Source organism: Colwellia maritima (assembly GCF_022669015.1).
GTDB lineage: Bacteria > Pseudomonadota > Gammaproteobacteria > Enterobacterales > Alteromonadaceae > Colwellia > Colwellia maritima.
The window spans coordinates 32,016-46,703 of the sequence record NZ_JAKKSL010000006.1; the positions used below are offsets into that span (position 1 = coordinate 32,016).

Genomic DNA, 14,688 nt, shown 5'->3' on the forward strand with positions numbered 1-14,688 from the left:
ATCCATATCCTGAGTGAATTTCATCGTATAAGATAGGTTACTCAACTTTAAACCATTACCTTTATGATAAATTTATGATGTACTTAACAGGTAGAAATTAATGGGTAAAAATCCATGGTTCATATAAAAGGAATAGTGATCAGATGTTAATTACAAAAATAAAACTGACTTCTCTTGCGTTATCAATAATGATGTTACTTCCTGTATCTCAAAGTAACGCATTTGAAAAAGAAGCGTCAGATAAAAATGATGAAAAACCGAGTTGGTCAGTGAATGCCCCGCAAGGAGAGTTCAAAACCGTTAACATCGATGTTCGTGCAGGAACATGGATGAACGTCGATATCAGTCCCGATGGAAAAACCATAATATTTGATCTATTAGGTGATATTTATAGTATGCCAATAACTGGCGGCGAAGCTAAGCCTTTCATGACAGATATTGCATGGCAAATGCAGCCAACCTTTAGTCCCGACGGTAAATATATTGCCTTTACATCCGATGAAAACGGTGGCGATAACCTGTGGATGATGAATGCTGACGGCAGTGATGCCAAAGCAATAAGCTCAGAAAAATTCCGTTTACTTAATAGCCCCGCTTGGTCACCAGACAGTAATTATATTGTCGGTCGTAAGCATTTTACCGGTAGTCGTTCGTTAGGTGCCGGTGAAGTATGGATGTACCATAAAACGGGTGGCAGCGGCGTAATGCTCACTAAACGCCCCGATCAACAAAAAGATTTAGGTGAACCCGCTTTTTCACACGACGGAAAATATGTTTATTTCTCACAAGACTCATCGCCAGGAAAAACCTTTCATTATAGTAAAGATTCAACCAAAGGCTTTTACAAAATTAAACGCCTTGATTTAGAAACCGGTGAAATAAATGTCGTTATTTCGGGTACAGGTGGCGCTATTCGTCCAACACCTTCACCCGATGGCAAATATTTAGCGTTTATTAGCCGTGATGATTTCCAGTCAAAACTTTACGTATATGATCTTAAAAGTGGTGAACAAACCGAAATTTACGGAAAGTTAGAACGCGACATGCAAGAAACATGGGCTATTCATGGTGTTTACCCTACACTCGCCTGGACACCTGACAGTGCAGAGATGGTTTTCTGGGGCGGTGGTAAAATCAATAAAGTAGATGTTGTCAGTAAAAAATCTGAGCCTATTGAATTTCATGTGAAAACAGAAAAGAAAATTCAAACCGCGTTACGTTATCAGCAAGAGGTTAACCAAGATAATTTTGATATAAAAATGTTACGTGATATTGAAGTATCGCCTAATGGAAAAAATGTCGTGTTTGAATCTATGGGCTATATATACACTCGTAGTTTACCTGACGGAAAGCCCAAACGCTTAACAAGTCAAAAGGATCACTTTGAACTTAATCCAAGTTATTCTCGTGATGGTAAAAAAATTGTTTACGCCACATGGAATGACAAAAATCAAGGTCAACTACGCGTGGTATCAGCACGTGGTGGCAAAGGTAAAAGCTTAATCAAAGAGCCAGGTAAATATATTGAGCCTAGTTTTTCTCCTGACGGTAAAACAGTTGTTTTCCGAAAAATAACGGGAGGGTACATTACCGATCCTAACTGGGGCTTAAACCCAGGCATCTATCATGTATCGGCCAAAGGTGGCGATGCCACATTCATTACTGAGTCAGGCTTACAACCTCACTTTGGCAGTAAAAATGATCGTATTTACGTTATTCGAGACGGTGAAAAACCTAGTTTAACGCGTATTGATCTAGACGGACAGCATGAGAAAAAACTATTCCAAGGCGAATTTTCCACTGAGTATAAAGTATCACCTGATGGGAAAAAGTTAGCCTTTGCAGAGCGCTTTAAAGTGTTTGTTACCCCCATGATAGAACGTGGTGACGTGATTGATATTGGTCCTAAAGCTAAAAATTTACCGGTTAAACAACTTTCTACACGTGCAGGTGAAGGCATTAACTGGAACATAGATTCAAACGAACTTCATTGGAGTTTAGGTCCTAACTTATATCAAGCCCCTATAACTGGTGCGTTTGACATTGTGAGCCAAGTTGAAGAGGAAAAAGTTGAACCTACTGTAACTAACTTAAGCTACAAGCAAAAAGCAGACAAGCCATCAGGTATTGTTGCTTTTGTTGGTGGTACCGTGGTCACAATGGAAGGCGAACAAGTTATTGAAAACGGTATTGTTATCGTTGAAGGTAATACCATTAAAACCATTGGAAAAAAAGATCAGGTTAAGGTACCAAGTGGTGCTAAAGTAATTGACACTATCGGTAAAACTATTATGCCTGGTTTAATCGATGCTCATGCTCACGGTCCACAAGGCAGCAGCGAAATTATTCCACAACAAAACTGGAAAAATTACGCCGGTTTAGCATTGGGTGTGACAACAATTCATGATCCATCAAACGATACCACAGAGTTTTTTGCGGCAAGTGAAATGCAAAAAGTCGGTAAAATCACTGCTGCGCGGTTGTTTTCAACAGGTACTATTTTGTACGGTGCAACCGTTGCAGGTTATACCTCGCATGTTGATAACCTTGATGATGCTAAATTTCACGTAGAGCGTTTAAAATCAGCAGGCGCATTTAGTGTCAAAAGTTATAACCAACCTCGTCGTGATCAACGTCAACAACTTATCCAAGCAGCACGTGAATTAGACATGATGGTAGTGCCCGAGGGTGGTTCACTATTACAACATAACTTATCAATGGTTATTGATGGCCACACAACCTTAGAACATTCAATTCCAACAGAGAAAGTGTATGACGATGTAAAACAACTTTGGTCACAATCAACAATGGCATACACACCAACACTTATTGTTGCCTACGGTGGCATTTGGGGTGAACATTACTGGTATGACAAAACAGAAGTTTGGAAACATCCGCTGTTAAGTAAATATGTACCTAGTGACATACTAGATCCTCGCTCAATGCGTCGCACTACGGCACCTGAAAATCATTACAACCATAAAAATGTAGCTAAGGTAGCTAAAGAAATGCAAGATTTAGGTATTCATGTCAATTCTGGAGGTCACGGACAACGTGAAGGTTTAGGTATGCATTGGGAAATGTGGATGATGGCTCAAGGGGGTATGTCACCATTAGAAGCCATTAAAACCGCCACTATCTCGCCTGCAGAAACGTTAGGCTTAGACAGTCAATTAGGTTCTCTTAAAGTCGGTAAACTTGCAGACATCATTGTCATTGAAGGAGATGTTACTAAAGATATCAGGCAAAGTGATAAAATCGTTTATACCATGGTTAACGGTCGCTTATACGATGCTAAAACCATGAATGAAATCGGTAACTATGACAATAAACGTCATAAGTTTTACTTCGAAAAGTAGCCGATAATCGTAGGTGATTTTAGATAAATCATAAAACCCTGCTGTAGTAATGCTGCAGGGCTTTTTTATCTTTATAAACATGAAAGATAAACATCCCTTGATAATGCCAGTAAATTTGTTATTGCTGTTTTCAACAAAAAATCGCATCATTTAGCTAGTTTGCCTTAAATTGAAGAATAGCGATAACCATGCCAACAAAAAGTGTTTTTCAAACATACTACTTAAAATCAAATTCACTAACAAATTAAAGATATTAAAATGAAATTAACTAAATATTTTGCCCTTTTAGGGCCTGGTATTGTGTGGGCTGCAACAAGCATAGGTGTTTCTCACATTGTACAAGCAACAAGAGCAGGCGCTGATTTTGGTTTCGCCTTGTTAGGCTTTATCATTCTTGCTCATGTTATTAAGTATCCTTTTTTCTTGTTTGGTCCCCAATATCTTTGGGTTAACCGGTAAAAGTTTGCTAGATGGTTATAAAAAAGTAGGTAATTGGGCATTTTATCTATTTCTGATCCTTACGTTTCTTACTATGTTTTTTGTTCAATCAGGCGTGACGATTGTAACCGCGGCATTAGCAATGAACTTATTTGGTGATGTTATTTCACTCTCACAGTGGGCAGCTTTAGTGCTTGTCATTGTTTGTGCTGTATTGATTATTGGTCATTATAAGCTGTTAAATATTTTGCTTAAATGGATGATGTTGGTACTTGTCGTATGTAGCCTTATTGCATGGTTTGCTGCCGTTGGAAAATTAGGGTTTTCACCTTCCGCACAGGCACCTGAAATATCGCTCACTTCAGCGGCTAGCATCGCCTTTATTGTCGCCTTAATCGGTTGGATGCCAACGGCAATTGAAATATCAGTATGGCATTCATTGTGGACTATTTCTCGCGGGAACAAACCCAGTAAAGAAACCGCTAAAAATGCCAGTATTGATTTTAACATTGGCTATCTCACAAGTTTTGTTCTGGCCATTATTTTTGTGTGGTTGGGTTCATTGCTAATGTTTGGACAAGGAGAAGGTTTTGCTAAAGGTGCAGCAGCTTTTGTTGGGCAACTAGTAGGCATTTATAGCAATGCTTTAGGTGATTGGAGTTGGTTATTAATGGCTATTGTGACATTTATTGCCTTGTTTTCTACAACATTTGCTGTTGCTGATGGTTTTCCACAAGTATGGAAAAGAGCATTTGTCATGATATCAACCTTGCCCCCTGCTGAAAAAAACAAACGAGCAAATAAGGTTTATATCATCTCGCTTGCCATTTTAGCCGTTGGAAGTTGGTGGATTATCAGCGACTTTTCTGCTGATATTAAAGCACTGCTTGATTTTGTCACTACCGTATCTTTTGTGAGCGCGCCTATTTATGCTTGGTTAAATTATAAAGTTATCATGGGAGCTGATGTGGATGATAAATTAAAACCACAGGGTTGGTTTAAAATCTATACTTTATCTTGTTTAGTGCTACTAACCGTCTTCAGCATCTTTTTTCTCTGGTGGAAGTTTATCTCTTAACGTCAAACCGTTGCATCAAGCTACCTCAAATGAATAATTGATAAACATGAAAGTTATGCCGTTTTTATAAATAAAAACGGCAACCTCATATTAAAAAAACTATACACATTCAACCAACCCATTATCTACCTTTTATTAATTTTGATTGAAATAGCCTTCTACTCGTAAAGCAATCCCTGGTGTGGTTGAGTAACTATCTTCTTCCGGCCATTCTAAAAAAGGTTCAACTTCAAAAAATAGCCACTTACGGTAAGCATTAGCGCGATAGAGATAGCTCAACTTATAGTTATCAGCCACAAAGCCTCGCTTAGCATTATTTTCACCCTGAATTACAAAACCTATAGCAGAAGCTTGTCGTCTATCAATTTGACGTAAAAAGTAACTTTCATGTTTCCATTTATACCCTTCAAATGCTTGCGAAAACCTCACACTAATATTCGTTCTAAATTGCTTATTCTTTGAATAATTATAATTATATTCAGAAAATATCCCCTTACCTAAACCATCTTTTAAGTAATAATAAATGGATGGTTGAAATTCAAACAGATGATTTTCGGCAAATTCTGTTAGGTACTTCAACCTAACCTTAGCAAACAGGTCGCCGCTAGAAATACCAATTCTGCTATCGATAAACCTATTAGCTTTGTTACTATTAATTAATCGAATTGCTGCAGTAAATGTGTCGCCGCCTTTAGAGGTTAAGTTTTGCCCCTTATAATCATTGTTGCCCTGATTGTCATCCAACTCATCAGAAAAAATAAAATCTATTTTTTGCTCTAAATTTGGTAGCTTTAAACGCAACCGAAATTTTTGTGTAAACACATCTAAATCTCTCGCCCTTGGCTCCCCAACGCGGACTCGAAGGGATGATTCCGTTTTGGTTCCGTCGATTTCATCACTTGCAAAAAAGCTATCAAACCACTGCGCCGTACCATAAACTGAATCGCTGATCGCATCATGAAAACCAAACAACCAATCATCTTCAGGTTTTGGATAAACAACGATTAACTCTATAGGAGTATCACTCTTCTCCTGTGCAATTGCATCAGGCATAAAGAGAATGGCCAATATAAAAACAGCTCTCATCAAACTCATAACTTCTTTTTATTAACAGTTCATATTGTTATTTAAATTATGCACCAAAACTCCGCTTTCGGTTAATCAATTGGCAAATTTATGTTGATTTTATTAAAAAATGGCAAAAAAAAATGCATCTATAAAATAGATGCATACAAACATGAAACATTAAGGGAATAACATAACTATTAAGTAAGAGCATTCTTTTCAAAATAAGTTCAATTTATTTTTAAAAAATCATACTAATCTAAATTCATGAAATAAATACAAATCACAAAAAACAAAAACCCCTGAATTAACAAGGTTTTATTTAATTTAAACTTTACAATTTATTTTTTGGAAAACTAGAACAGTTTCCCTCACTAAAGAGCAAAAATATTTATGTAAATTTACATCAACCCATTGTTTTAATTAAGATTAAATAATCCAATCGGATATCTGGAAATGTTTTTGTATGATTTTACGTTAACTTTAAATAGAGTTTATAAAAATTGCGAGCTTAATTTAACGCTTTTACCATATAGTTCTTTAGTCTTTATTATCTTTCTCAGTCTCATAAAGAGATCGCACAACTAACCGCAAAATCATCCACCAACTATATACACTTGCTACGCTACTTGAACTTCTATCACTAAGTAAACCATGAGCAACTTCATTACGTAGATTAGGCCCCACTGACTCGGTGAATACTGCTTTTAGCTCGAACAGTAAATCCTCACCTAAAATTTCTTCAGCTCGTTCGTTATTAAGTAATGTAGTTAACCCGTTTTCATTTTCAATACCATCTCTGTCGATATTTGAGGTATGAACTCCTTCGCCCTTTAAAATCATCCTTACTATATGCTCTACTTGCGGAGCCAATAAATGAATACCATTCCCAAAATCATGTTCGAAACCACTCCAAAGTGCACTGGCCATTAGGTACTCTCTTCCTTCTGGTACAATTGATGAGTGATAACAAATTAATCTTAAATATTCCTTAGTTACTCTGAACTCAGACAATATTTGATTTAGAGCGGGGATTATTTGTCCCTCTACAGTCAATTGCATGTCTTGATGAAAAGTTTGAACAACTTTATTAAAAATGGACTTATCGCTCTCATGTGAATCAAGATCGAAATTGATAGCAGGTGTTTTAGCAATTACTCTTCCATCACCACCATATGGGTTCCGGCGAATAAATTACTGAGCGGAAATTGTTGAATGTTCTTAACAGTCCTTTGGCGTAAATCTTGATATCCTTGAACAGAAAAGCCTGTAAAACACAACAGGGCAAGCTCTAGAGTTTCCTTATTCCCAACGTGTTTCCTAGCGCCAATAACTAGCTCTGATATATCAATACCTGGGCTTTTTATAAGGCCCATTTCACCTAATGAACCTGAACCTGCTTCTGTGATTTTATCTCTTATCGACTTTAGCTTTTCAGTTACTCCTAGCTCATCTCTTCTCGCAACAGGTATTCTTCGATATGCTTGTAGTGCATTTTCATAAAATGAATTTGCAACCATTTGGCTAGGAACATTACTTCGGCCCCTAGAATCACCTTCTAACTCAAAACAGTCCGCAGCTATCGATAAACAATCTAACCAACTTTCCTCTTTACCTAACGATTTGAAAATACGTTCAGACAGAGCTAAATACTCTCTAGCTTCTCTATAACCTTGATTTGTATAAAAGTCTTTAACCTTAGCAAATAGTAGCTCTGCCAACGGTTCAATTTGGTCTCTACATAATCCATTAGTGTCAATTATTTCAGCAATCCATAGGTGCATGAATGAACTATCTGGATATTCATTTTGAAGAGCTGACTGTAATGCATTTTCAATATTCTCTATCGAATCTCTATCTCTGACCTGCCTGGCTAGCCGAATACACCTTTTCCAACAGTTCCCGATATCTGAATGCCAAGTATCTGGGTGGATAGGAAGAGTTAGGTAATGTTCAATTGCTGTACGAATATAGGATACTTTCTTGGGGTTAACACACAACCACAATAAATCTGCAAACCGAGCTTTAACTAAATGATCTTCAATACCTGCTAATACATTTTCAATGAAAGATAATTGTTCAGTGTTAAAGTCATCATCAACTGCGGAGCGCTTACCTTCCAATCGCATAAATGGCTGAAATGGTTCATTGGCACTGTCTGGCTTAAGCATCATAGAACAGATAGCGGCAGCTAAGTCTAATGCATTTGCCAAGGCTTCATTTTGATTTTCTCGCTCTAATTTTGAGTGCTCCCTATAAATAGAGCTGATTGAATAATATCCGTGCTCATATGGGGGCTTAACTATCTCATTGCTTTTAGAAACAAATTCCTCAGGCAAACATAACGCTTTTGATTCCATTTATATCTTCCTTAATATTATGAATATGAATTCTGCCGGCAATTATCTTGGGTTTGGTATTATTTTATATTAACACTTTTCTACAACCACAAAAAAGCCTCTATTAACTTAACATTAAATAGAGGCTCTACATTTAACTTATGATATTAATTAATAAAGAAAAACTATTATTTTCTTATCTAATTAACTTAACAAAAGTACTTTTATATCATTTAGAACGGAATATCATCATCAAAATCAATTGATGGTTCTTGTGGGTTTACTTTAGGTGCTTGTTGAGGCTGTTGTGGTGCGAAGCCTCCTTGTTGCTGACCTTGTTGAGCATAACCACCTTGCTGCTGAGGGGCTTGTTGTTGCGGTGTTGGTGTATAACCGCCTTGCTGTCTTTGGCTTATTATAAGCTTGTTGTGGTGCTTGCTGCTGCCCTTGTGGTGCATAGCCACCTTGTTGCGGAGCTTGTTGTTGAGGCGCTTGTTGTTGGAAACCAGTATTTTGTGCATGCCCTTGCTGTTGTGTTTGCTGATTTTGCGGTGCAAATCCACCTTGTTGACCTGCCCCTTTGCTGTCTAACATTTGCATTACACCATTAAAGCCTTGCAATACTATTTCGGTGGTATATTGATCTTGCCCTTGCGGGTTAGTCCATTTACGGGTTTGTAATGAGCCTTCAAGGTATACTTTTGAGCCTTTTTTCAAGTATTCGCCGGCAATTTCCGCTAACTTACCAAACATCACTACACGGTGCCATTCGGTTTTTTCTTTTTGTTCACCTGTTTGTTTATCTTTCCATGTATCTGACGTTGCAACAGTTATATTTGCTACTGCACCGCCATTTGGCATAAAACGCACTTCAGGATCTTTACCTAAGTTACCTACAATAATTACTTTATTTACACCGGCCATGAAAAATCCTATTGCCTATTATGAGTTGCGCACAGCTAAAACGGATTGAATATTTATCAATCACTTTATTCTAGCGTTTTTAAAATTAAGTTAAGAGAGTAATTCTATAGCTAGATAGGATTAAATTCAAGGGACTATCCTTGATATAAATGTTTAGATAACTCATCTCTTATGTCCGCTGATATTTTCTTAGACACTTGAGCTTGATAGTCAAAATAAACCAGTGATGCCGTGCCCGAAACACATTTCTCACCGTGTTGCCAAATCTCTTGATATACATCGAATGAAGCGCCACCAATACGGCTAATATAAGTACGCATTTCAACTTCTTGACCATAAAACAATTGCCCATGATAAGACACTTCAATTTTTGCAATAATTAGCTGCCAGTTTTTTAGATCGAGGTTGGGAGAAAACAACTTAAATACAGGCTCTCTGCCTCCTTCAAACCAAACAGGAATTTTAGTATTGTTAATATGACCTAAGGCATCGGTATCACTAAAGCGTGGCATTAGTTTTTCTGTAAACATGGAGGACAAATCTCTATTTTTATCGATATATAACCGCTATAGTAACGTTAACGTACATAAAAATCTGCCTAAATTAGCTAGGTAAAAGCAAATAAAATCAAAGAAGCCAACATGAAATTTTTTTATATAATTTTTAGTGTATTCATTAGTCTTATTACCACCTCAAACATAGCATTTGCTAAGGGTGATCAAGCTGCACCAGATCGTACTCAAGGCGATGGACCATACAAACGTTTAATCTTGCGTGGCGGTATTGTAGTGACAGGTGAAGGCGCTCCCGCTCGTGGTCCAATGGATATTGTTATTGAAAATGATCGTATCACGCAAATAGTGAACGTGGGCAACCCAGGCGTACCTATTACTTCAAAGCGACGTCCTGTTGTGAGAAAAGGTGATAAAGAATTAAATATTGAAGGGCAATACGTATTGCCTGGTTTTATTGATATGCATGGTCATATTGGCGGCAGTGCTGATAATATTCCTGCTGAATATGTTTTTAAATTGTGGCTTGCTCACGGAATTACTACAGTGCGAGAACCCGGTAGTTTTAATGGTATACCATGGGTTATGAACCATGTGAATCGTAGTAACAAAAACAGCATCGCAGCACCACGAATTATTCCTTATTTTGGCTTTGGTCTTGGTTTAGATGAAGGTATTACGACCCCTGAACAAGCAAAAAAATGGGTTAAGTCAATTGCTAAGCAAGGCGCAAAAGGCATTAAATTTTTTGGGGCGCCACCAATTATTATGGAAGCAGCCCTAACAGAAGCTAAAAAACTAGGATTAGGAAGTATGATGCATCATGCACAACTTGATGTAACCAATATGAATGTCATTGATTCAGCCCGCTTAGGCTTAACCTCTATGGAGCATTGGTATGGGCTACCTGAGGCCTTGTTTGAACATCAACATATTCAAAATTATTCACCTGATTATAACTATAATAATGAACAAGACAGATTTGGTGAAGCGGGCCGTTTATGGAATCAAGCAGCTAAAGAAGGCAGTGAAAAATGGCTACAAGTGCGCGATGAATTACTCGCACTTGATTTTACCCTAGACCCAACCTTTACCATTTATGAAGCCAGTCGTGATTTAATGCGCGATATGAATGCTGACTGGCATAAAGAATACACATTACCCACGTTATGGGATTTTTTCCAACCTAGTCGTAATGCTCATGGCTCTTATTGGTTTGACTGGACCACTGATGATGAAATTGCCTGGAAGCACAATTATCAACAATGGATGAGTTTTGTTAACGATTATAAAAATAATGGCGGTCGTGTTACAACCGGCTCAGATTCTGGTTATATTTTTAAAATTTACGGTTTTAGTTATATTCGTGAATTAGAATTATTACGTGAAGTCGGTTTTAATGCGTTAGAGGTAATACAGGCCGCTACAATAAATGGTGCCGAAGCACTAGGCATGGCAGATGAAATAGGCTCAATTCGTGTTGGCAAAAAAGCCGATTTAGTGATCGTAAACGAAAACCCTTTACGTAATTTTAAGGTTCTGTACGGTACAGGCCATTTTCGTTTAAGTGATGATAATATTCCCACACGCGTTGGTGGTGTAAACTACACAATTAAAGACGGTATTATTTATAATGCTAAAGCGTTATTAAGCGACGTGAGATCGTTAGTAAAAACAGCAAAAGGCCAACAAAAAAATAAATAGCACGCTAATTACGGCTATAGTTAAGCTATACTAAAACAGCTTTGTAATCTTTTCGCTGCTTAAGCAGGCAGCGTTTACATAAGGATTTCAACATTCCTATTCGCAATATTTGTATGCTAATTAGCAGCCTAACAATCGCTGCTATAGTCCTTTTTTTTATGGGCGTTACAAGCGCCAAGGCATACGCACAAGAGATTAAAAGCAATAAAATTACTCCCAAAACAACTCATTGTACACAAAAACAACCCAATGTTATTTTTAATCCATTAACCATTTTTGACGAAAATGAAAAAGGAATAACGTTCTTACATCGTTGGGCCAATGCTATTCATATAGAAACTAAGCAAATTACCCTAGAAAATGAAGCAGCATTTTTCCTCAATAAATGTTCGAAAACCTTTGCCGATATGGCTGAGTTAGAAAGACACTTACGTAGTAGACGGTATTTACGTGATGCGCAAGTAACCGGCGACGTAATGGTTGAAAATATCACTGTTAATACTTGGGATAACTGGTCTTTAATGCCAACCATTAATTTTGGTCGCCAAGGCGGAGAAACCTCCTATAGTCTGGGAATGAAAGAGCGCAACTTACTCGGATTAGGCATCGATGCTGAAATTGAGACCTATAAAAACTCGCAACGTAAAGGGTATAAAGTTAAAACAACTATCCCATTATTTAATGAAAAAAATATCGATTTAAAACTACGTTTTGCTGATAACGATGATGGTACTCAACAGTCTTTATTTTTGAAAAAGCATTTTGCTAGCTTTTACACTCACAATGCTTATTCAATAGGTTTCAATGAAGAAACTCGCCACGATACTATTTATCAAAACAACCATAAATTATCGATTTATTCTCATGATATTAGTTATAAAAATGCAGAATATGCTTGGTTAGATTTTAATAATACAACATCACTTCTACGTTATAGTATGGGTATAACGCAAGATTACCATGACTTTTCAACGATTAACTTATATACAGAAGTTTTTTCTCATCTCGATAAGGTATTAGGCACGACATATTCTGGAGTACTACCACAAGATCGTCATTTTATTTATCCTTGGGTTGGCTTTGAATACATAGAAAAAGATTTTAGAAAACTTACAAATATTCATTTAATCACGCAAATTGAAGACTTTAACCACGGCCGGCAGTTTAGCTCTCGCTTAGGGGTTAGTGATGGGAAAAAAGACAATAGTGCTTGGGCATTATTTCAGGCTGAAATAAACAAAGGTTTTGAAGTTCATAAAAACGGTTTAATATTACTAAATATTGCGTTAGATAGTGATATTTATGATCAGCAAGATCATCACGTATTACTCAAGATGAATACTGAATATTTTTATAATATTAGTGCCGATTGGGGTTTTTACTTAAATAACACAATTGTCATCAGTAAAAATCAATACCTCGATAAACCAGTGACAGTTGGTGGCGATACTGGTTTACGCGGTTTCCCTCTACAATACCAACATGGTAAACGTAGCACTAAATTCACTGCTGAACTCCGTTATTATCCTCATTTAAATATTTTTAAATTATTTGATATTGCCGGAACTGCATTTTTTGATATGGCACGAACATTTGGCTATATTGATGAACCAATAAACGAGTTGCCAACAATAGATAACAATATTGAACCCGGGTGGTTATATGCTCTAGGGATGGGAGTTAGGTTGTATTCACCACATGCGGGTGGAAACAATCATGTTGTTCATATCGATTTTGCTTTCCCACAAAGCAACAACCCAGACATTGATAATTTTGAAATCAGACTTGAAGCCAAGCGCTCGTTTTAATTACCGTTTCTATCATTAAAACGACTAGTGTTTGCTAATAATAAACACTGATAAACCCAACTGGTATTATAAAAATCGCTTCAAAATTCGGTCTATTTGTGAAAAACGTATTTTATTTAATAACTTTTTCGGTTTCATCGGATAATCATTTAACGTATCAATTTCACTAAAATGACTTATTTTATGTGTATTTTCCATTATAGCATCAACCTCAGGATTAACTTTAGCCATTAATCCGTGAGAAGGGTCATCAAGCAATAAACCATTTTCTAAATCTAATGCCCATGCTCGTGGGTTTAAGTTACTGCCTGTGAGTAAATGATAGCGTTCATCACTGATAATACCTTTTAAATGAAAGCTATTATCATCATGTTTCCATAAATATATATTTAACAACCCCTTATCAATAAAATTTTGATAACGTTTTACAAATCGCTTTAAGAGCATTTCATAAATATAAGGCACAATGCCAATTGTACTAAAAGCAGATTCGTCAGCAATATAAAAATCATTAGCCGTTTTATCACCAACAACTAAAGTAATATTAACACCACGCTTTAATGCGTTAATAACATCTTTTGCTAATACAGGGGGCAAGTTAAAATATGGGGTAAAAATAATTAATTTTTTTGTGAATTTTTAATGGTCTGGCGCACTACTTTATTTAGCCGGTTTCTTCTTCGTCCGAAACCAATTAAGGGGGTAATGGTTATTGGGTTATCAATAACGCCTGAATGTTTCTCACTACGGACAGAACACATAGGATACGTTGATTTTTTCAACAAGGCTTTTAACGCTAAAATATTTTGTTTTTGCTGAATAGGCGTTGGTAAGTCATGCTCGTTTAGTAATGGTGCTAAGTTTGAATCAACAAAAGTGTTTCGTAAATACTGACAAAACCGATTGCTTAGCGCGGCACTATCAATTTGATAATATCGGTCTAAACGGTAACGATTGCCTTGATGCATATACACATCATTAATACTTGCTCCGGTATAAAAAAGTTCATCGTCAAAAACCATGCCTTTTAAATGTAATACACCAAACAGCTCTTTACGCTTAACGGCAATACCATATATTGCAACTTTTTGATCATACTGCTCTGCCAATTCAAGATATAAAGCTCTGTTACCTAAGCTTTCTTTTTCACCAATTAAACCACGTTGACCACGATGATAATCAACAAAAATATTGATGTCTAATGTTGGTGTGGTTTCTTTCGCTTTATACAATGCATGCAGTATTTCTCTGCCCGCATCATCGTCCTGCACATACAATGATGTTATATATATACGTCGTTGAGCATTAGCAATTAAAGATAATAATTGTTGTTTGTACTGTTTAGGTTCAGAAAATATTTCAATGTCTGAACTACTAATTACAAGATTTTTCATTTCAAAAGTCAGAGGTAAAAGAGCGAAAACCAAAAGAAATTACCTCAATTGGTTTCGCTATATAATA

General features: G+C 36.7%; 9 protein-coding genes and 2 pseudogenes. 4 read left to right on the forward strand and 7 right to left on the reverse strand.

The window, feature by feature from the left end; all coding sequences use genetic code 11:
• Positions 1–149 precede the first annotated feature (149 nt).
• Positions 150–3,359, forward strand: a complete 3,210-nt coding sequence (locus tag L3081_RS22760) for an amidohydrolase family protein (protein WP_420839785.1) — start codon at positions 150–152, stop codon at positions 3,357–3,359.
• 258 nt (positions 3,360–3,617) lie between these two features.
• A pseudogene (locus L3081_RS22770) lies at positions 3,618–4,875 on the forward strand (NRAMP family divalent metal transporter).
• A gap of 135 nt (positions 4,876–5,010) precedes the next feature.
• On the opposite strand, the gene L3081_RS22775 reads toward L3081_RS22770, so the two are convergent.
• The 5 genes and pseudogenes from L3081_RS22775 to L3081_RS22795 all read right to left on the reverse strand — a co-directional run bounded on the left by L3081_RS22775 (position 5,011) and on the right by L3081_RS22795 (position 9,733).
• Positions 5,011–5,970 (reverse strand): hypothetical protein, encoded by a 960-nt coding sequence (locus tag L3081_RS22775; RefSeq protein WP_242288568.1) that lies wholly within the window; start codon positions 5,968–5,970, stop codon positions 5,011–5,013.
• A 510-nt stretch (positions 5,971–6,480) separates the two neighbouring features.
• On the reverse strand, positions 6,481–6,870 hold the full coding sequence (locus L3081_RS22780; protein ID WP_242288569.1) for a DUF4209 domain-containing protein: 390 nt from the start codon (positions 6,868–6,870) through the stop codon (positions 6,481–6,483).
• A gap of 224 nt (positions 6,871–7,094) precedes the next feature.
• Positions 7,095–8,300, reverse strand: a complete 1,206-nt coding sequence (locus L3081_RS22785) for a DUF7380 domain-containing protein (protein ID WP_242288570.1) — start codon at positions 8,298–8,300, stop codon at positions 7,095–7,097.
• A gap of 212 nt (positions 8,301–8,512) precedes the next feature.
• Positions 8,513–9,203, reverse strand: a pseudogene (gene ssb / locus L3081_RS22790) (single-stranded DNA-binding protein).
• A gap of 134 nt (positions 9,204–9,337) precedes the next feature.
• Entirely contained in the window at positions 9,338–9,733 is a 396-nt protein-coding gene (locus L3081_RS22795; protein WP_242288572.1) for an acyl-CoA thioesterase, read from the reverse strand.
• Between the two features lie 111 nt (positions 9,734–9,844).
• On the opposite strand from L3081_RS22795, the gene L3081_RS22800 reads away from it, so the two are divergent.
• Both L3081_RS22800 and L3081_RS22805 read left to right on the forward strand, forming a co-directional pair.
• Entirely contained in the window at positions 9,845–11,419 is a 1,575-nt protein-coding gene (locus L3081_RS22800; RefSeq protein WP_242288573.1) for an amidohydrolase family protein, read from the forward strand.
• Between the two features lie 158 nt (positions 11,420–11,577).
• Positions 11,578–13,227 carry a BamA/TamA family outer membrane protein gene (locus tag L3081_RS22805; protein WP_242288574.1) on the forward strand — a complete coding sequence of 550 codons (1,650 nt, stop codon included), beginning with the start codon at positions 11,578–11,580 and terminating at the stop codon, positions 13,225–13,227.
• A 66-nt stretch (positions 13,228–13,293) separates the two neighbouring features.
• On the opposite strand, the gene L3081_RS22810 is transcribed toward L3081_RS22805, so the two are convergent.
• A complete protein-coding gene (locus L3081_RS22810) occupies positions 13,294–13,824 on the reverse strand; it encodes a phospholipase D-like domain-containing protein (protein WP_242288575.1) in 531 nt (176 codons plus the stop codon).
• A gap of 23 nt (positions 13,825–13,847) precedes the next feature.
• The gene (locus L3081_RS22815) at positions 13,848–14,621 is read right to left on the reverse strand and encodes a phospholipase D-like domain-containing protein (RefSeq protein ID WP_242288576.1); all 774 of its coding nucleotides are present in this window, start codon (positions 14,619–14,621) and stop codon (positions 13,848–13,850) included.
• Positions 14,622–14,688: the final 67 nt, after the last annotated feature.